Origin of the sequence: Rhodocytophaga aerolata (assembly GCF_030503435.1) — a bacterium.
Classification (GTDB): Bacteria; Bacteroidota; Bacteroidia; order Cytophagales; family 172606-1; genus Rhodocytophaga; species Rhodocytophaga aerolata.
This window is the reverse complement of the sequence record NZ_JAUKPO010000002.1, coordinates 70,279-88,741: the sequence shown is the minus strand read 5'-3', so window position 1 is coordinate 88,741 and position 18,463 is coordinate 70,279. Positions and strand designations below refer to the sequence as shown.

The following is an 18,463-nucleotide window of genomic DNA, read 5'->3' as shown; positions in this document are numbered from 1 at the left end:
AAACAGAGCCAGTAATACCTGTATGAAACCAGCAATAGCCTATAAGTTTCATTTGTTGAGCAACAAGCAGAAGTAAACACCGGTAAGTCTGCATAGAATAGACCAAAAGATAAGCATTTAACAGTCTTGCAAAGCATCCATGTATTTACGGATAACTAATTTTTCATCAAATTTCTCCTCTACCTTTTGTCGGCTAGCCAGGCCCATTTTCTGCAACTTGGCATTTTCTAACAGGTACATCCGCAGCATTTGCTCTGCCAGACTTGCGGCATTCTTCACCTCGCACAGGTAGCCGTTTACTTCATGGTCTACTATTTCCACGCAGCCAGGTACCCGCGTAGCAATCAACGGTTTTGCCATGGCAGCGGCTTCCAGAAGGGTTCTGGGGGTGCCTTCGCGGTAAGATGGCAATACCACACAATCAGCTTCTTTAATAAAAATCCTTACATCATCGGTTGTACCCAGGTAGGTTACCCATCCATTATCTAACCACTCCTTGAGCAACGTCTCCGGGATACCTGCTGCACTATAGTCTTTAAATCCTAACAGATAAAAGGTAGCCCGTATACCCTTTTGTTTCAATAGTTTAATGGCCTCTATATACTCCACAATGCCCTTGTCGTACAACAAACGGCCTATTAGCAGAAAAGAAAAAGTTGCGTTTCGTTTAAAAGGTTCTGGTTTAAATAAACTCAGGTTGATGCCGGACCCTGGTAGCAGATCAGTAATAGGTTGTTTTACCAGTTTTTTTTGGATAAATAAATCCCGGTCATCCGGATTTTGAAAGAAGATCTTCTTAGGCGACCAGAAAGTAAGCTTATACAGTACATGTGCAATTTTGCTGGTTAAATTGTCGCGTAGAAACACGGTACCCAGCCCCGATACATTGTTGATGACCGGAATACCCAATAAGGCGGCAGCCATGGTACCATAGATATTAGGCTTTATGGTATAATGCAACACCACGTCAGGCTGTATTTGTCTATATAAATGGTGAAGTTTATACGTAAATTGAAGATCCTTTAAGGGATGCGATCCTTTATTGTCAAGGGCAACAGGTACATAATGGCAACCTGCTGCTACCAGGCGATCCGAATATTCATCAGGCGGTGCAATGGTGTATACCTCATGTCTTGCTTCCATAAACGCTTCTATCAGCCCCATTCTAAAATTATATATATTCCAGGAAGCATTAATAACAATGGCAATCTTCATACGAATGGTCAAAATAAACCCTAAGAACAAATAATAAAAGTGATTATTCCGGCAACAAAGATAAATGGTAACAGTATGCTATCAGATATCAGGAACCAATGAGTGCAAGATAGGAATTTGTATGAGTTGGTAGGTGAACATGTAGTTTTGGTAAGTGGGGGAGGTAGTGTAAGAAAAAATGAGTATATATGAGTCAACATTATTAATTGAGCAAGCAATTATACATAGATTTTAATCAACTTTGCTAGTATACCGATGAATACTCCTAAGAAATTATATGATACAGCCAAGAAGCAAGAGACAGCCATTCTCATAGCTCTGGCCAGTTCAAAACAACCCATGCAGCGGACCCAGGAATATCTGGATGAATTAGCTTTCCTTGCGGAAACTTCTGGTGTAGAAACCCTGCATATGTTTATTCAGAAACTCGAAAAGCCAGATTCAAGAACTTTTATAGGGAAAGGTAAACTGGAAGAAGTGGCTGCCTTTGTAAAAGATAAAAAAGTAGATATGGTGATTTTTGATGATGACCTTTCTCCTTCCCAGGTACGTAACCTGGAAACTGAACTGCAATGCAAAATTCTGGACCGTAGCCTGCTTATCCTGAATATTTTCTCTAAACGGGCCCAAACGGCACAGGCAAAAACGCAGGTAGAACTGGCTCAATATGAATACATGTATCCAAGGTTAACCAGAATGTGGTCTCACTTATCCAAGCAACAAGGAGGGATTGGAACCAGAGGCCCTGGTGAAAAAGAATTGGAGACCGACCGCCGGATTGTTAAAGACAGAATAGCTTTGTTAAAAGACAAACTGGAAAAAATAGATAAACAGGGTATAACGCAGCGCAAATCCAGAGATAAGATGGTGCGTGTAGCCTTAGTTGGATATACCAATGTAGGAAAATCTACCCTCATGCAGTTATTATCGAAGTCTGAGGCATTTGCAGAAAATAAACTATTTGCCACCGTAGACTCTACCGTGCGTAAAGTAGTATACAACCGTATTCCTTTTTTATTAACAGACACTGTAGGATTTATCCGTAAATTACCTACCACGTTGATCGAAAGTTTTAAATCTACGCTGGATGAAATCCGGGAGGCCGACCTGCTGTTGCATGTGGTAGATGCGTCCCATCCATCCTTTGAAGAGCAAATTGCAATTGTTAATACTACCTTAGCAGATATTGGTGCAGCAGATAAAGATATGCTTCTGGTATTCAATAAAATAGACTTGCTCAACAAACATCCCCAACAGCCAGAAAACGAGGAATCAGTAGATACACAAGTGCCGGTTAGCTTAGAAGAGTTAAAAGCAACCTATATGAACAAAGGCGCAGAAAACGTGGTATTTATATCTGCTGCGCAGCAAATCAATATAGAAGAACTGCGGGAAGTGTTATCAACCCATGTTTCCAGAATTTATTTCACCATCTACCCTAATTATCTGCAAGACCAGGTATTTACGAATAAAGCGGAGGAAAGTTGATTTTTGTACGTTTGCTATGTACCTTTGCAGACCTATGGCCTCATAGTTCAATGGATAGAATAGAAGTTTCCTAAACTTTTGATATGGGTTCGATTCCCGTTGAGGCTACCAAAATCAAAAGCCCTCTAGATTTGAAGCTAGAGGGCTTTTGATTTTGGTAGCAAAACATAAGTTTAACCATAACACGCTCGCATATTAAGAGTGTTTCATATTCTGTTTGCTTTTGTGTTCCTTTTCAGAAATTTAATCTGTATTTCACCTTTACATTTTCTATACTTATCAAATGCTACACTTATGAGAGCTAAACAGAGCCACTGATGAATTGCCTTTGAGCTCGCAAAAAGGGTATCTTGTTCAGATAATACATAGCGTCAATCAAGCGGTTTAAGATTAAAGCAGCTGACTCGAAGAATCTCATTATTGGAATAAATAATCTACTTCTATTATACCTTGCCTGGCTTGCACACACCTATTACCGCTAGGGCTTCTCTATCAAGTAGGTGATAAATTTTTCTGCTTGCATTTCTACTGGTTTAGCTAATTTACCTCGTTTGTATACCTGTATTATTTGAACAAAAGCTGTGCAAACTCAAACAGATCATGCCGCCAGACTGGCCAGCTATGCCCACCGGCATATTCGCTATAACTGTACTTAATGCCCATCTCATCAAACTTCTTCATCATCACCCGGCAATTTTCATGCGCAATATCTTCCTTACCGCCCATGGAAATCCAAAGATGCTTCAGGTTGTTATTTATCGTAGAAGCATTGTCTTTCATAAAGGCATATTGCGGATCAGAAAGGGTAGGGTTATTGGCAAACCAGCCGGAGCTGAAAACGCCAAGGGAGGAGAACATATCCGTATTTTTAATTCCCGCATGCAAGGTTTGTAATCCGCCCATAGATAAACCAGCTAAAGCCCGGTGTTGCGCATCAGTAGCTACCCGGTAGTTACTCTCGACAAACGGAATAACTGACTGCTTTAATTCATTTTCAAAGGCCCGCAACACGTTTTCATTAAAGCCTGCCGGACCACCCATTCCCCCCATATTGCCATCCATCATGACAATGAGCATGGGTCTGGCTTTTTTCTCCGCAATCAAATTATCCAGAATCAAATCGGTTTTGCCTTGAGTTGCCCAGCCCCGTTCGTCTTCGCCACCGCCGTGTAACAGATAGAGTACCGGGTATTTCTCAGTTGTATTGGCATCGTATCCGGGAGGGGTATAAATATTAAACCTGCGCCAGGAATTAGTTACGGCGGAATAGTAACGTTTCGTCCGGACATCTCCGTGCGGTACATTTTTCAGGGCATAAAATCCGCCGTCTGCATACGGAATTTCAATGCCACTGGCCATGCGCCCCATGCCGTAAAAAGTTTCACTGGCCGGATCGGCCAGGGCTACCCCATCAATCAATAAAGAGTAATAATGGAAACCCCGGCTGATAGAATCGGTGGTAACCGTCCAGAACCCACTGGTATCTTTCGCCATGTCGTATTTTTTGCCCAGATCAATCTGTACTTTTTGGGCCTCAGGCGCTTTTACACGAAATACCACGCGGTTATCTGGCAGAATCTGGGGGTAGCCGGCCGAACGGACATTGGTGGAGGCGGGTGAACCAAGGATGGTGTATTTAGAAAAAGAAGAAATATTTACCAGCTTAAACAGAAACTGGGAGAACATATACAGGCCATTTTTCCACACTTTAAAATCGTGTACGCCCGGCTCAATATAATAAATATGCGGCACCTTATTTTCGTAGAGATAATCGTGTGTGCGTTTGCTGACTGAAATCAGGTTGTCTTTGTCGCCACAGGAGATAAAAAGTAGTTTCAGCTGCTTTTTCGCTTCCTCCGGATTTGGCAGTAATTCCTCTGGTTGTTTAGTATTAGGAGCTGAAGAGAAACCGCCTACCCAGGCAAATTTATTGAGGTTGCCTAAGCCAAAATTCAGGGATTGTCCGCCTCCCATGGAAAGCCCGGCAATGGCCCGGTGTTCCCGGTCGGTTAGTACCCGGTAATTCTTTTCGATATGGGGAATGAGGTCGTTGAGCAGGTCTTTCTCAAAGGTGGCAAAAGCTTCTATTTTTTCCCGGTCAAATACATTTCCCACGGCCCGGTCGTCTTTCATGGCCCGGCCGTTGGGCATTACTACAATCATGGGCACCAGCTTCTTCTCGGCATACAGGTTATCCAGAATCACCTGCGGATTAGCACCCTTCAGCCATTCTTTTTCATCACCGCCAATGCCATGCAGGAGATATAAAACCGGATATTTCTTGTTCTTCTGATACCCCGGCGGCGTATAAATCAGGGCTTTCCGGGTTGTACCCACCGTTTTTGACTGATACTGAATCGTATCAATTTTGCCCGTTGGAATACCGCTGCGTACCTGATCAAAGCCCTTGGGCGCTTCTTTATCAGTGGGTTGTGAAAATGCAAGGTGGCTGCTTGTTACTATTGCTATCAGCAGCGTGAGTATTTTCTTCATAATCTTATTTTGTGTGATTTGGGCGGCTTATTTCCCGGAGTGATTCTTGAATGCTTATATTGGGGTTGTTAAAATAACAGAAGAATATCGAACAAGGAATATTGAATAATGAAGGTATTTATTCGACATTCCTTGTTCGATATTGATTATTCAACCATATAACATACTACTCCTAATTCTTAAACAACAAGGGAGCCAGTTGGTACAGGCTGCGGCGCCAGGTCTGGAATTCGTGGGCGGTGTTCTCGGAGATATAAGAAACAGCATTATACCCGGCTGCTTTCAAATCGGTGGAGGCTTTCTTTACGCCATCAGGCCGTTCTTTGCTGCCGCAACTCAGGAATACGAGTTTCGGCTTGGCTTTGTCTTTAAGGTCTTCCGGCGAGTAAAGGCCCCCGCTGAGCAGGCCGTAGTACCCAAAAATCTCAGGCTTGTTAAGTGTAATCATTCTGGTTTCCATCCCACCCATTGAAAGTCCGGCCATGGCCCGGTTATCCCGGTTCGCCAGGGTGCGGAAATTGGCATCCACATAGGGAATTAGTTCTTCAGTCAGCACCGTCTGGAATGGATCAATCTTAAAATCCCGTATGCCACCCCATTTTATTTCATTGGTCATGCCGTAGGTCATTACAATAATAAAAGGATTGATTTTTCCCTCGGCAATCAGGTTGTCCATAATCAGGTTGGCCCGTCCCTGGTTACTCCAGGCCGTTTCGTCTTCTCCCCATCCATGCTGCAGGTACAACACCGGGTATTTTTTCGACTTGTCCTTCTCATAGCTTGGCGGAGTATACACAAAAGCCCGGCGGGAGGTGTTGGTACTTTTAGAGGGGAAAAGAATCTGCTCCACCTTCCCATGGGGTACATCTTTTAAGGCATAAAAGTCCTGATCATGTGCCGGAATCTCAATGCCACTTTCCCAGCGGACGGAGCCGTAGAAATTCAAGGCACCGGGGTCATTGAATTTTCCGCCGTCAATTTTTACATTGTAGTAATGAAAGCCTTCGTCCATAGGGCCCTCCGTAGTGCCAGTCCAGAAGCCGTCTTCGCCTTTGGTGAGGATGGTACCCCCTCGTCCGCCCAGCCCCAGACTTACCCGTACACTGTCAGCCAAAGGTGCCTGGATACGGAACCTTGCGTACCCCTGAGAGTTTACCTGCGGATATTCCTGCCCCGGCTGGTTCAAGGTAGATGGTTTAAAATCTTCCTTTATGGCAGGCAGGCTTTCCTGTGCCAGGCAGTTTGCAGCAGTCAGTGCAAGGGCAAAAAGTACCGCTATTGTTTTACGTATCATGAGTTTAGTGTTTTCGGTGAGAAAATTAAGGTTCAGAGAATGACTAAATTTACTACTGCACGTCTTATTTATTTGAATACAGCCTGCAAGGTGCTTGCTAAGTATTGTTTGCAGTTCATCCAGGTATGTCCGCCTGGTACAATGACCGGCTCCACATTCAGCTTCTTTTCTTTGAACATAGCTATATTTTCTTTTACGGGTTCATACAAAAAATCCTCGGTGCCCACACTGATAGTAAACAGTTTCAATTGCTTGTTCATCTGCTCCGAATTAGGCGACCAATTGGTAAAATTCTGCTTGAACTCATCCGTAGCGGTATAAGGCGCATACGAACATACATAAGCAAATTTATCGGGATTAGTCAGTCCGATATTAAGTGTTTGTCCGCCGCCTACGGAAAAACCGGCAATTGCCCGGCCATTGCTTTCTTTCAATACCGGATAGTTGGCCTCCACAAATGGAATAATGTCATTCACTACGTCTTTGGTAAAATCAGGCATTGGGCTGGGGCGTACGTTGCCATAAGGCATCACAATGATCATCGGCTTGGCTTTGCCCTGCGCAATCAAATTATCGGCAATCAGATTGGCCCGGCCTACTTTTGTCCAGGTTTCTTCCGTGTCCGAACCACCGTGGATCAGGTACAATACCGGGTATCTGGTTTTGCCATTGGGATTAAATCCGGGCGGGGTATATACCAGTAAAGGGCGGGTGGTGCCCAGGGTGGCGGATTTGTAATAGTGGTAGCTAATTTTTCCGTGTGGTACGTTTTGCAGCGAATGAATAAGCGGCTTGTCGCCGGGAACATCTACTATGCTCCGTTTAAATCGTTCGTTGGCAAAAATGTAGGTATTACTAGGGTCGGCAACCTGCACACTGTCTACCCAGAAGCTGTACGGGTAAATATCCGGGGTAACGGGTGGTACGGTTACGCTCCAGATACCGGCTGTATCTTTGCTCATAGCCAACGGCGCTTTCAGAAATTCGCCGCTCAGGGTTACTTTGTTAGCCTTCTTTGAAAAATAGCGGAAGGTAACGCGGTGGTCGGGATGTACTTCCGGCGAATTAAGGGCTGGTGGCCGTTGGGCGTTTGCCATAACGTTTACAAACAGCAGGATAGTTAGGATAAGAAGGTGTTGTTTCATTAGTTTCAGATGAATGATTGAAATTAACTCTCGTTTTCAATGCTTGCCTGAGTTTATAAACTCCTGCTCATTTCTTAGGCTCTGTGAATCTTTTGTTGGAAAATCAACGGGTACAGGATACGTTACTTTACCTGTTGCCAACCACTCTGTAACCCTGATTACAGTAGTTTGATACCCGGTACATCGGTAAGCCGGCGGATAAATTTCACCCTTCCAGAGGTGGCCCAAACTTGAATTGTATACACGTCCCTTCCCATAGTTAATTGTCCATTCGACAGGCCACATTTTTTGGGTACCAGTACTATCATAGGCAAAGGATAATACTGTCATATTTTCGGCTGGTCCTCGTGGGAAATAATAAACCTCTGTATTGGCCGTTTGCCATTGGTCAGGATAGTTTTTATTGATCGGATGCCGGTTGAGGATCTGAATAACTGCATTAAATCTGTCCGCATGCCCCGTTCCCTCACCCTCTCCGGGCGGAATACGGATGATTTTTTTGTCTGAATTAATTTCCAGGGCATAACCTCCACTACTGGGCCGCCAGCCCATCCCAATCATTTTATCGTATTCTTTCCAATGCGGAAATGCATTATTGGCCGAATGAAGGATGTATAAACCACCTCCTTTTTTTACATAGGCTTCCAGTTCCTGTTCTGCCTGTCTGGGCCAGCGCAAACGCGGATTTTGTATATTGTTGGTATTCTGAACAATTACATTGTATTTGTTAAAATCAGGTTTCCAGGCTGTCCGCGCCATACTATCAGAAGGAATGGTAGAAACATCCACTTTGAAGCGCCCGCTTTCTTCTAGTATCCACTTCGTTACAGCCGTGGTTTGCTGCCAGTCATGATTACTAAACCCATCAACAATTAAGACTGAGATACGTTTCGCTTGCTGGGCAACAGTAATATGTGAATAAAATGCCGAAAAAACGATACATAAACAAGCGCCAAGAATTGAATTAATTTTCATAGGCCTGATCAAATTTTTATTTGAAAAGCAAAGGGGCAGTTTCTGCCAGGTAAGTTTTCACATTCATCCAGGTATGTCCGCCATCTGTGATCAGGCTTTTAAAGTTCACCTTCTTTGCCTTCAGGTAGTCCATGAATTCAAGCGTACCTTTGTAGAGGAAATCTTCACTGCCTACACTCACCCATAGCAGTTTAAATTGTTTATTGGTATTTTCCGGATTGGCACCAATCTGCGGAAAGTTGCGGTCCATTTCCTGCGGCGACAGATACGAACTGTAACTGCACACCCAGGCAAATTTATCCATATTTCCGAAAGCAGCCCGTAAGGTTTGTCCGCCTCCGCGGGAAAAGCCGCCGATGGCCCGGTTGTCGCGGTTATTGATCGTACGGTAGTTTTTCTCTACGTAGGGGATTATATTCGTTAATAAATCTGTTTCAAAGGCTTTAGCCCGGCTTACGGCTTCGGCATCGTCTCTTACTACCGGGTCAGCTGGTTTGGGTTTTCCGGTTTGCTCGGCTACTCTGGCGGCAATGTTGCCATAGGGCATCACAATAATCATTGGCCTGGCTTTACCTTCCGCAATCAGATTATCCAGGATAAAGTTAGTTTTGCCTACCTTGAAATACGTTTCTTCCGTATCGGTGGTACCGCTGATGAGGTAAAATACCGGATATTTTTGAGCGGTGTTTTTAGTATATCCCGGCGGCGTGTAAATCACCACGGAACCGGTGGTGCCGGAAACAGACGGATAATATTCATACGAGACGGTGCCATGTGGGACATCTTTCAGGGCATGTACCAGTGGTGTATCGCCCGGAATATCCACCAGACTTGCTTTAAATCGTTCGTTGGGAAAGAAAGCTACATTGGCCGGATCCATCACCGTAACACCATCCACTCCAAAGCTGTAGGGATAAATATCCGGCTTCACAGGCCCAACAGTCACACTCCAGATGCCCTGCTCATCTTTGGTCATGGGCACCGCTGATGACCCGAATTGCCCGCCATTGAGCAGAACTTCTTTTGCCAGGGGAGCCAGGTAGCGGAAGGTTACGGTTTTGTCGGCATTTACCTGTGGGGATACTACCAGAGGGCCTCTGGGTGGCTGGGCGAACGAAGCTGTAGCCAGCAAAAGTAACAGGAAGGCTACTAAGCGGATAAATAAGGGTGGTTGCATATGCATAGTTTTTGATTCTATTCCAATGGTCCGATTAATTCTACAAAATTTCCGTCCGGATCTTGCACTAATACAAAGTGTGCCTCTTTACTCAATGGTGTAGGAGTAGTTCCCAGGAAAGTCACCTTTTGTTTTTTTAATCGTTCGATGATGGGTTTCAGGGATTTTACCTGAATAGTAATGTACTGCATGCCGGTATCATCCTGAATGTATTTTTCATTAGGATGCGTGGCTTTTTTTCCAAAGCTCATTAGTTTCCACTCACTGGCATCAGGACTGTTTTCCAGTTTTAATATGGTTACGGCAACCGCTACGCCATTGGTAAGCCCAGAACGTTTACCAAACTCTTCATTAATGGTGAAATTGCCGGTTTTTACCATGCCAATGCCATTGACATAAAAGTCTAATGAACGTTCTATATCAGCGACAACTACGCCAATGCCAATTGTTTTACTGTTAAAATTAGATTGTGCATAGGCAACACAATTCATGAATAGGGCACAAATAATCAGGGAGATTTTTACCATCGGTTTTATTAATTTAAATTAAAAAATAGAAATTCCTCTTACAATCATTACAGTACGCTTCCCTTCTTCCATTCAGTTACCGGGCTACAAGGGTATACACTTTTCCAGGTTGCGTAGGTATATCATACAGCAAGGTTTCTTTCAATGCCAGAACCTGCACATTGGCTTTATTGGAAATAACCGGAGCAGGGGTAGGTTCTGTGAAATAGAATGGGTTGGGATTTTGCCCGGAGGCATTTTTCAGCTCTCCGCCTTTGCTTAGTTGCAGGGCATTAGGAACCCGCAGACGAAGATTGCCGCCAAGGGTGGATTTGACTTCTACCTTTGTCAGTTTTGCCCCATTCCACTGCATGCTCACCACTTCAAAACCACCTATGGCCCGCAGCCCACTGATGCTGCCAGCCGGCCAGACATCGGGTAAAGCGGGAAGTAGATGAAGGGCACCATCGGCACTTTGCATGAGCATTTCCGTTATGCCGGAGGTACAACCAAAGTTGCCATCAATCTGAAAGGGTGGATGTGCATCGAATAGGTTGTTGTAAGTTCCTCCCCCTCCTGGATTCGTTCCTAAGGGAGTGAGTTGATTTTGAATTAATTGATAGGCATGGTTCCCATCCTGCATTCTAGCCCACCAGTTCACTTTCCAGCCCATGCTCCAGCCGGTAGACACATCGCCCCGGTGAATCAGGGTTGTTTTAGCGGCACTGAACAGTTCCGGAGTCCGGTAGGCAGAGATCTGATTAGAGGGAAACAAACCATACAAATGCGAAACGTGCCGGTGATTATCCTTGGGATCATCAATATCTTCCAGCCATTCCTGCAACTGGGCATACTGGCCAATATGCATGGGTGGTAACTGGCTGCGCTTTTGCTTTAAGGTATCAATAAATGTTGCATCTTTTCCTAATATTTCTGCTGCCCTGATAGTTGTACTGAATACATCAAAAGCAATCTGATTGTCCATAGTAGTACCGGCATCCAGCGAAGACTCGCCATGGGCTTTGGGGGCGTTTTCAGGAGAAGTACCAGGGTTCACCACCAGCCATTTGTATTTGGGATGCTCCACCAGATAATCTACATAAAATGTGGCTGCTCCTTTTAAAATGGGGTAAACTGAAGCCAGAAACGTTTTATCGCCGTTGTACAGATAATGCTCCCACAAATGCTGACTGGTCCAGCCTCCACCTGCTACCCACATTCCCCAGAGGGCACCGTCAATAGGTCCGGTGATGCGCCAGATGTCGGTGTTGTGATGGGCCATCCAGCCTCTGGCTCCGTACATTACCCTGGCTGTTTCCTGCCCTGTTTCCGACATTTCTTTTACCATCCGTAGAAATGGCTCATGCAGTTCAGAAAGGTTAGTTTTTTCTGCCGGCCAGTAATTCATCTGAGCATTAATGTTGATGGTATATTTACTGTCCCAGGGTGGTTTCATCCGGTGGTTCCAGATGCCTTGCAGGTTAGCCGGCTGCCCACCTGGTTGCGAAGAAGAAATCAACAGGTACCGCCCGTACTGATAATATAATGTGACCAGCTGCGGATCGTTGGCCGTGCGGAAATTTTTCAGCCGCTGATCGGTAGGAAGCTTGGCCGCCTCCGTGGAACCCAGGTCTAATTTTACGCGGTTAAAGTATTTCTGGTAAGCGGCTATATGCGGAGTGAGAATGGCTTTATAGGATTTAGAATAAGCTTTATTCAAATACCCAGCAGCCCGTGCCTGCTCATCGCCGCTAATATCTTTGTAATTATTGAAATTAGAAGCAATGGAAATGTAAATGGTGGCAGTATTAGCTCCTTTCACAATCAGTGAGGTATCATTGGAAGAAATGGTACCACCTTCGGTTTTCATGCGGGCAATGCCTTTGAATTTCACCAGGCCTTTTACCCCCTCATGGTCAGAAGTTGTTCCGGAAATAGTTAATTCATTTTTTGACGAAGCTTTAATTTGCGGGTTAGTCTGAGGAGTAGCAAAAGAAGCGGTAAACGAAAGGCTGCCCGGTTTGCTTGCCGTTACCTGCATGGCAATTACCTGATCAGGAAAAGACGTTAATATTTCCCTGGTATAGGTTACGCCACCAACCATATAGGATGTTTTGGCTACGGCCCGTTCAATATCCAGCTCCCGGTAGTAATTCGTAAAATTTTCGTGTCCTTCAAAAGTCAGGTGCAGGCTGCCGACTGGCTGAAACATCTGTCCATGCGATTTTTTAGTAAGTATGCTTTTATTGGCCAGATCTTCGGCTTCTTTTTGCTTGCCATCAAAGATCAACTGACGGACTTGCGGCAGTGCAGCTAAGGCATCCGGATTATCATTCCGGTTGGGGCTGCCCGACCAGACTGTATGTTCATTGAGCTGAAGTGTTTCCTTTGCCACATTTCCATAAACCATAGCACCTAACCTGCCATTCCCGATGGGTAAAGCATTTTCCCAGGTATCGCCAGAAGGTGTATCATACCAGAGTTTTAAGCCCTGGTTATTCTGCGAAAAGGCTAGAGTACTAATGGTAAGTAAAAATAAGCAAAACAAATGCTTCATTAGTTGAAGGGATTAGTAGGTTTAGGCATGAATATCTTTTTAAAGTAGTTTATTGTATTAAAAGATTCTCCCATGTTACGGCATCTCTACCATGGCTTTAATCACACCACTGGCAGGATTCAGCCAGGATTCAAACTCATCAGCTACTTTATCAAAAGTTACCCGGTGCGTAATGTACTTTGTAGGGTTGATCTCTCCTTTTTTCATAGCAGTCAGTACGTGTTCGAAATCCTGCCTGTTGGCATTGCGGCTGCTCAGTAAGGTGCCTTCCCGTTTATGAAATTCCGGATGAGAAAAAGATATATCTCCTTTCTGTAAGCCAATTAACACGTACCGTGCTCCATGTGCCATGTATTGAAACCCATGATTGATCGCTTTTAAACTTCCGGTTACATCAAAGACCACCGTAGGCATATCACCTCCGGTAATTTCTTTCAATTGCTGGAGAACATCCGGAGCAGAAGCATTGACAATATGATCCACCTTGAGATTTTCTTTGCAAAACTGGAGGCGATGTTCATTCATATCCAGCGCAATTACTTTACCTCCCGCTATCCGGGAAAATTCCATCGTACCCATGCCGATCGGGCCTGCGCCCACTACTAGCACAAACTCACCCGGCGCTATATTTGCCCGGCGTACACCATGTGCGCCTACTGCCAGTGGTTCTACCAGCGCTAAGGCGTCAACCGGTAAACCTTCGCCATGTACCAATGCAAAGGAGGGTACAGAGAGATATTCCACCATGCCGCCATCTACATGTACGCCACTTACCTGCAGCTCTACACAACAATTGGGTTTGCCAGAACGGCAAGCAATGCAATGGCCGCAGTTGAGGTAAGGCATAAACGTTACGGTTTCCCCTATTTCAAAACCGGTTGCCCCTTCTGTTGCTACCAGTTCACCAGCCAGTTCATGGCCCAGAATACGTGGATAGTTAAAATAGGGCTGAGTACCTTCAAAGGCATGCAAATCTGTGCCACAGATACCAATACGGGTGATCTTAATAATTGAGTGCCCATTTTTAAGTTCTGGTTTTTCGCAACTGCGGTACTGGAAACTACCTGGCTTTGTACAGACAAGGGTTTGCATGATTGAAAATTACTATTTGTTCCTATATAACTGGTTACTGTCATACTATGCGTGTATTGATAGGTAACGCTTTTATAACAAGTTGAATAATACAAAGAAATAGTATTTATATAGAAAGATTGGATGAAAACTTATCCAGGTATTCAGTTATATTAACATAAATGTCTGGTCAATAGCTATATTTATGGTATATCTATCGCATGCTATGAAACCGCAGCTGTTAAAAGTTCATACTGGTCCTGTCTATTCCTTTAGTGTCCGGCAGGATAGGTTGCCTAATATTAATAACCGCTGGCACTATCATCCGGAAGTAGAACTAATTCAGTTTCATAAGGGCGGCGGCACTCAGTTTGTGGGCGATCATATTAAGCGGTTTGGTGCAGGAGATATTGTGCTCATCGGCTCGAACCTGCCTCATTACTGGCATTACGATGATAGCTATTTTCAGGATGATGCACCAAAAACACCTTATTCAACGGTGATTCATTTCACGGAAACTTTCTGGGGTGATCGTTTTATTAATTTGCCCGAAAATAAACCTCTGAAAACATTGTTGGAAAAAGCAAAAAGAGGAATTCTTCTCTCCAGCCAGGCAAACCCTCAGGTAGTGGATAGCTTTGAAAAAATTCCTCACGCCGAAGGTCCGTACCGGATCATTTACCTGATGGAGTGCTTGCTTGCCATGGCTCATTCGCCGGACGTACAAGTGCTTTCTTCCATCGGTTTTCAAAGTAAGTTCTCTCTGGCAGAAAATGAGCGGATTAATGCTATTTATGAATATACCTTAAAACATTTCCAGCAAAAAATTACTTTAGAGCAGATTGCTTCAGTAGCTGGGCTGGTTCCTGGTTCCTTCTGCCGGTATTTTAAGTCACGGGCAGGCAAACCGTTTTCACAGTTTTTAACAGAGATTAGAATTGGGTATGCCTGTAAATTAGTATTGGATGGACACCTGAGTGTAAAGCAACTTTGTTACGAGAGCGGGTTCAATAACTTCACTTGTTTTCATAAAAATTTCAAAGCTATTACCGGCAAAAGTCCGTTGGATTACCAGAAAGCGTTTGCCAGTAAATTTGGATTTCAACAACCCAACTCATAGCTACTCCCTGTAGAAAAGATAGATTTTAAGGATATAAAAAGCGCAGGAAATTTTTATATATTTTGGAATCAGTTGAAAGCCCATACCAGGGCTTTCCTTCTTTTGTTACAAGAACCACTTTATACATGCAAGGCCTTTTTATCGAATACGTTTTTCTGATCATACTTATTCTGGCACTGGTCATGATTGCCAATAAGCTTCGGCTGGCGTACCCCATTGTACTGGTGCTGGGGGGATTAGTACTCAGCTTTACTTCTATCTTTTCCCATGTAACCATTGACCCGGAATTAGTTTTCTTTATTTTTCTTCCGCCGCTTCTCTACGAAGCTGCCTGGCAAACTTCCTGGAAAGAATTCTGGAGATGGAGGCGGGTGATCACCAGCTTTGCATTTCCCATTGTTATTATCACTTCCTGTATTATCGCCCTGGTATCCAATGCCCTTATCCCTGGTTTTACCTTAGCCTTAGGATTTCTATTAGGGGGGATTATCTCACCGCCAGATGCTATTTCTGCCACCACCATTATGCGGGGAGTAAGCGTGCCTAAATCTTTAGTCAGCATTGTGGAGGGGGAGAGCCTGCTTAATGATGCTTCTTCTCTGATTGTATTCCGGTTTGCTTTGTTGGCTGTAATTAGCGGCCAGTTTCATTTTCAAGAGGCAGCTACCAGTTTTTTTGTCGTCGTTTTTATGGGAATAGTAATCGGTTTACTTGTTGGAGCTATTTTTTATGGCATTCATCGCTGGCTGCCCACCACAACCGGTATAGCCATTGTTTTAACGCTGATTACGCCTTATTGCATGTATTACTGCGCGGAGCACTTCCATTTTTCAGGTGTGCTGGCGGTTGTAAGTGGCGGACTTTTCTTATCCGGTAAGCGCCAGCAGATATTAACCTACCAGAGCCGGATTCAAGGCGTAACTGTGTGGAACAGCCTGGTCTTTCTACTCAACGGATTGGTATTTTTGCTTATTGGGCTTCAACTCCCTTCCATTGTGCAGCAACTGGGAGATAGTAGCGTATATACGGCCATAGGTTATGGATTAGTTATTTCTCTGGTATTGATTCTTACCAGGCTGTTTTGCACCTTGGGAGCTTCCCTTTTTACTCGGTTTATGAGCCGGTTTATTACAGTAGCCGAAGCTAATCCAGGATGGAGGGCGCCACTCGTGATGGGATGGGCAGGTATGCGTGGGGTGGTATCTCTGGCAGCCGCTCTTTCCATACCTTTATTAATCGGGGAAGGAGAGGCTTTTCCTTACCGCAACCTGATTCTCTTCATTACTTTTATTGTTATTCTGGTTACTTTAGTTTTTCAAGGATTAACCCTTCCCTGGCTGATCCGGAAAGTAAAACCTGAGAACAGAACCGCTATCCCAGAACATCAGCAGGAATTAATTATTCAAAAGAAATTAGCTCAGTTCTCTATTCAAGTATTAGAAGAAAAATACGGTGAGCAGCGGCTGCAAAATGAATATATAAACAATTTATTTTCTAAACTTCAGATTGATTTACATCTTTTCCAACGGGAATTGGAAGAGCTAGACCACACAAGTGAAAATGAGCAAAAAAAATTTGGGCGTATGTATCTGGAGTTATTAGAGCAGCAACGCAGGTTATTGAATAAAATGAACCATAATGCTGATTTTGATGAAGAATTGATCCGCAAGTACTTATCCTTACTCGACCTGGAGGAATATAAACTCCGGGAAAAACTACTGTTGTAAATCAACTTCTAGGAAATAATTCTACTTTACCTTCATTATGCCTGACTAACCTATTTATCTACCTGTTATCCGGCAGGTTAATGACTTCTGTACTATTGAATTGCACATCTGCCTTCCGCGCAATTGGATTCATCTACCTATGTGATGTGGAGGATACTCTACAACGCATGTATCTATTCCATTTACCTCTACCTAGAGATACAGTGCTTAAACTAAAAATCATCTTAGTTATATAAAACCAGTACACTCAATTTATCCATACCTTTTCATACATTGTTTAGCAACATAGGTAGAAATAGCCATATCAAAAAGTGCAAAACAAATCTCAATAAAGATAAAGTTTAACAAAAAATAATACAATAAATTTGATCTACTCTACATAAACTCAATGATTTAGTTTGCTATCTTTAACTAAAATGAGTAGGCTAGTTAAATCAGCAGAAACAGAGGTTGGAAATATGTAAAATGAAGGGCCATGGAAACTACAAAACCACTTAACCCAGGCATCACCGGCGGCAATGCGGTTTCAGAAAACACATCCGCTAGCCATTTTACCTGGGCAGAACATCATGCAGCTATTCTTGAAAAAGGAGCAGAGATGCCGGGTGGCGTTGGGGCTATGCAAGCAGTTGAGCCAACAGATAAATTACCCGGGCAGAAGCTGCCTTATTTCATTCGTAGCGGACAAGGAGAACGGTACCTGGCTGGTGGACTAGTAGTAAACATGCTTGCCCGGGGTTGCGATACAGGTGATCTGTATGAGTGGGTGGTTATAACCGGTGGCAAAGGCGCTTTCTTTCCATCCCATGTTCATCAGGTAACGCATGAAGTGCTGTTTGTTCTGGAAGGAGAAGTAGAAGTATGGATGAACAATACTGTTTACCGCTGCATCAAAGGTGATTTTGTCAGCATTCCTCCCAAGACAACGCATGCTTTCCGGATGGCTACGCACCGTACCCAGGTGCTATCTATCACTAATGGCCATCGTATGAGTGATTTATACCGTACCCTTGGCCAACCCTATACCGGGTATGTGCAGCCTTCGGATGCCATATCCCCGTTAGCTGATCAAAATTTCGTTCCTGCTCAACAAGTGGCTGATATTGTTTTTGGTCAGGAACCGCTTACCGGCCAGGCCCAGCGGGTAACCAACACAGAATTGCCAAAAGCGGTTGTACCCTATGTACTGGCAGCTGGGGAAGGAGACCGGTACATTATTGGCGACCAGTTGTTTACTATATTGAGTGACAATACAACTTCTGATGGCAAGTTATTATTTGTAGGAACGGAAGGCCCGGCAGGAGAGATGATCCTGAAACATTTTCACCAGCAACATTCAGAGTCGTTCTTCTGTGTGGATGGGCAAATGCGGATGTGGGCAAATCAATCATTATTAGAAGTTACTCCCGGAGATTTTGTAGCCATTCCGGCAGGTGTAATCCATGCTTACCAGCTGAAAAGTCCGTACACCCGTTTTGTGGGTTTGCTGACACCAGGCATTTTTGAAGATTTTTTCCGTTCGGCAACGCCTTATGCAGACCATGTGTATCCACAAGTACCTGGCCCGGGTCCTAATTTTAAACGGGTTATGCAACTGGACCTGGTACTTGTAGAAAGGCCTCCAATTCCACCTGGGGTTCCGCACTAAGGCTACCGTGAAACAGTAAATACCTATATCTCCCTTTATACAGAAAC

13 protein-coding genes and 1 tRNA gene are annotated in these 18,463 nt (G+C 44.1%); 5 read left to right on the top strand and 9 right to left on the bottom strand.

The annotated features are described in order from the left end of the window. Positions 1–117: 117 nt before the first annotated feature. Positions 118–1,215 carry a glycosyltransferase family 4 protein gene (locus tag Q0590_RS04780; protein ID WP_302036355.1) on the bottom strand — a complete coding sequence of 366 codons (1,098 nt, stop codon included), beginning with the start codon at positions 1,213–1,215 and terminating at the stop codon, positions 118–120. 255 nt (positions 1,216–1,470) lie between these two features. Between Q0590_RS04780 and hflX the strand changes: the two genes are divergently transcribed. Both hflX and Q0590_RS04770 read left to right on the top strand, forming a co-directional pair. Next, the gene (gene hflX / locus Q0590_RS04775) at positions 1,471–2,703 is read left to right on the top strand and encodes a GTPase HflX (RefSeq protein WP_302036354.1); all 1,233 of its coding nucleotides are present in this window, start codon (positions 1,471–1,473) and stop codon (positions 2,701–2,703) included. Between the two features lie 36 nt (positions 2,704–2,739). Then, positions 2,740–2,814 (top strand) — tRNA-Arg (locus tag Q0590_RS04770). A 453-nt stretch (positions 2,815–3,267) separates the two neighbouring features. On the opposite strand, the gene Q0590_RS04765 is transcribed toward Q0590_RS04770, so the two are convergent. From Q0590_RS04765 to Q0590_RS04730, 8 genes are all read right to left on the bottom strand, one after another. Next, a complete protein-coding gene (locus Q0590_RS04765; RefSeq protein WP_302036353.1) occupies positions 3,268–5,196 on the bottom strand; it encodes an alpha/beta hydrolase-fold protein in 1,929 nt (642 codons plus the stop codon). A 172-nt stretch (positions 5,197–5,368) separates the two neighbouring features. After that, positions 5,369–6,490, bottom strand: a complete 1,122-nt coding sequence (locus Q0590_RS04760; protein WP_302036352.1) for an alpha/beta hydrolase-fold protein — start codon at positions 6,488–6,490, stop codon at positions 5,369–5,371. Between the two features lie 68 nt (positions 6,491–6,558). Further along, positions 6,559–7,635, bottom strand: coding sequence for an alpha/beta hydrolase (locus Q0590_RS04755; protein ID WP_302036351.1), 1,077 nt, complete (start codon positions 7,633–7,635; stop codon positions 6,559–6,561). A gap of 36 nt (positions 7,636–7,671) precedes the next feature. Continuing rightward, positions 7,672–8,610 (bottom strand): ThuA domain-containing protein, encoded by a 939-nt coding sequence (locus tag Q0590_RS04750; protein ID WP_302036350.1) that lies wholly within the window; start codon positions 8,608–8,610, stop codon positions 7,672–7,674. Between the two features lie 16 nt (positions 8,611–8,626). After that, positions 8,627–9,787, bottom strand: coding sequence for an esterase (locus tag Q0590_RS04745; protein ID WP_302036349.1), 1,161 nt, complete (start codon positions 9,785–9,787; stop codon positions 8,627–8,629). Between the two features lie 17 nt (positions 9,788–9,804). Beyond that, positions 9,805–10,314 (bottom strand): VOC family protein, encoded by a 510-nt coding sequence (locus Q0590_RS04740; protein WP_302036348.1) that lies wholly within the window; start codon positions 10,312–10,314, stop codon positions 9,805–9,807. A gap of 76 nt (positions 10,315–10,390) precedes the next feature. Beyond that, on the bottom strand, positions 10,391–12,850 hold the full coding sequence (locus Q0590_RS04735) for a glycoside hydrolase family 95 protein (RefSeq protein WP_302036347.1): 2,460 nt from the start codon (positions 12,848–12,850) through the stop codon (positions 10,391–10,393). A 75-nt stretch (positions 12,851–12,925) separates the two neighbouring features. Continuing rightward, a complete protein-coding gene (locus Q0590_RS04730; protein WP_302036346.1) occupies positions 12,926–13,942 on the bottom strand; it encodes a zinc-binding alcohol dehydrogenase family protein in 1,017 nt (338 codons plus the stop codon). Positions 13,943–14,147: 205 nt separating this feature from the next. Here Q0590_RS04730 and Q0590_RS04725 point away from each other — a divergent pair, with 205 nt between their 5' ends. From Q0590_RS04725 to Q0590_RS04715, 3 genes are all read left to right on the top strand, one after another. After that, entirely contained in the window at positions 14,148–15,041 is an 894-nt protein-coding gene (locus tag Q0590_RS04725) for an AraC family transcriptional regulator (RefSeq protein ID WP_302036345.1), read from the top strand. Between the two features lie 125 nt (positions 15,042–15,166). After that, positions 15,167–16,768: a Na+/H+ antiporter gene (locus Q0590_RS04720; protein ID WP_302036344.1), complete on the top strand. Its 1,602-nt coding sequence runs from the start codon at positions 15,167–15,169 to the stop codon at positions 16,766–16,768. A 475-nt stretch (positions 16,769–17,243) separates the two neighbouring features. Beyond that, positions 17,244–18,416 (top strand): quercetin 2,3-dioxygenase, encoded by a 1,173-nt coding sequence (locus Q0590_RS04715; protein WP_302036343.1) that lies wholly within the window; start codon positions 17,244–17,246, stop codon positions 18,414–18,416. Positions 18,417–18,463: the final 47 nt, after the last annotated feature.

What these genes read in the sequence shown, in the direction of transcription:
- Q0590_RS04715 (WP_302036343.1), top strand. Translation starts at nt 17,244, where the DNA reads ATGGAAACTACAAAACCACTTAACCCAGGCATCACCGGCGGCAATGCG.
- Q0590_RS04735 (WP_302036347.1), bottom strand. Translation starts at nt 12,850, where the DNA reads ATGAAGCATTTGTTTTGCTTATTTTTACTTACCATTAGTACTCTAGCC.
- Q0590_RS04760 (WP_302036352.1), bottom strand. Translation starts at nt 6,490, where the DNA reads ATGATACGTAAAACAATAGCGGTACTTTTTGCCCTTGCACTGACTGCT.
- Q0590_RS04725 (WP_302036345.1), top strand. Translation starts at nt 14,148, where the DNA reads ATGAAACCGCAGCTGTTAAAAGTTCATACTGGTCCTGTCTATTCCTTT.
- Q0590_RS04745 (WP_302036349.1), bottom strand. Translation starts at nt 9,787, where the DNA reads ATGCAACCACCCTTATTTATCCGCTTAGTAGCCTTCCTGTTACTTTTG.
- hflX (WP_302036354.1), top strand. Translation starts at nt 1,471, where the DNA reads ATGAATACTCCTAAGAAATTATATGATACAGCCAAGAAGCAAGAGACA.
- Q0590_RS04720 (WP_302036344.1), top strand. Translation starts at nt 15,167, where the DNA reads ATGCAAGGCCTTTTTATCGAATACGTTTTTCTGATCATACTTATTCTG.
- Q0590_RS04765 (WP_302036353.1), bottom strand. Translation starts at nt 5,196, where the DNA reads ATGAAGAAAATACTCACGCTGCTGATAGCAATAGTAACAAGCAGCCAC.
- Q0590_RS04780 (WP_302036355.1), bottom strand. Translation starts at nt 1,215, where the DNA reads ATGAAGATTGCCATTGTTATTAATGCTTCCTGGAATATATATAATTTT.
- Q0590_RS04750 (WP_302036350.1), bottom strand. Translation starts at nt 8,610, where the DNA reads ATGAAAATTAATTCAATTCTTGGCGCTTGTTTATGTATCGTTTTTTCG.
- Q0590_RS04730 (WP_302036346.1), bottom strand. Translation starts at nt 13,942, where the DNA reads ATGCAAACCCTTGTCTGTACAAAGCCAGGTAGTTTCCAGTACCGCAGT.
- Q0590_RS04740 (WP_302036348.1), bottom strand. Translation starts at nt 10,314, where the DNA reads ATGGTAAAAATCTCCCTGATTATTTGTGCCCTATTCATGAATTGTGTT.
- Q0590_RS04755 (WP_302036351.1), bottom strand. Translation starts at nt 7,635, where the DNA reads ATGAAACAACACCTTCTTATCCTAACTATCCTGCTGTTTGTAAACGTT.